This window comes from Flavihumibacter cheonanensis, from assembly GCF_022352215.1.
Taxonomy (GTDB): Bacteria; Bacteroidota; Bacteroidia; order Chitinophagales; family Chitinophagaceae; genus Flavihumibacter; species Flavihumibacter cheonanensis.
Map to the genome: position 1 here is coordinate 1 of NZ_JAKRWF010000156.1, position 284 is coordinate 284.

Below are 284 nucleotides of genomic sequence, written 5' to 3' on the forward strand. Positions count from 1 at the left end.
CTTCGTCCGTCGCCGGGCGCTCTCCGGGCCTGCATGACACCCGATCGACGACAACCATGGGTACGCCAGCGTTGGCGAAAGCGCCTGGCAGGCTGCCATGCGCAGGCACTACAAATATTCCAGCCACCCTCCAACCAAGCAACTCCGCAATCTCACGGGCCTCGACTTCTGGGTCTTCGCGGCTGGTGGCGGTGGCAAGGCGGTAGCCCGCCGTTTCCGCTGCACGCTCCAGAGAGGCGAGCAACGCGCCGAAAAACGGGTTCTCGAAATCCGGGAGCACAACT

General features: G+C 64.1%; 1 protein-coding gene. It reads right to left on the reverse strand.

Annotated features, from left to right (window positions below):
• On the reverse strand, positions 1-284 hold a 284-nt coding region (locus MD536_RS21515), incomplete at both ends, for a type 1 periplasmic-binding domain-containing protein (protein WP_438839274.1).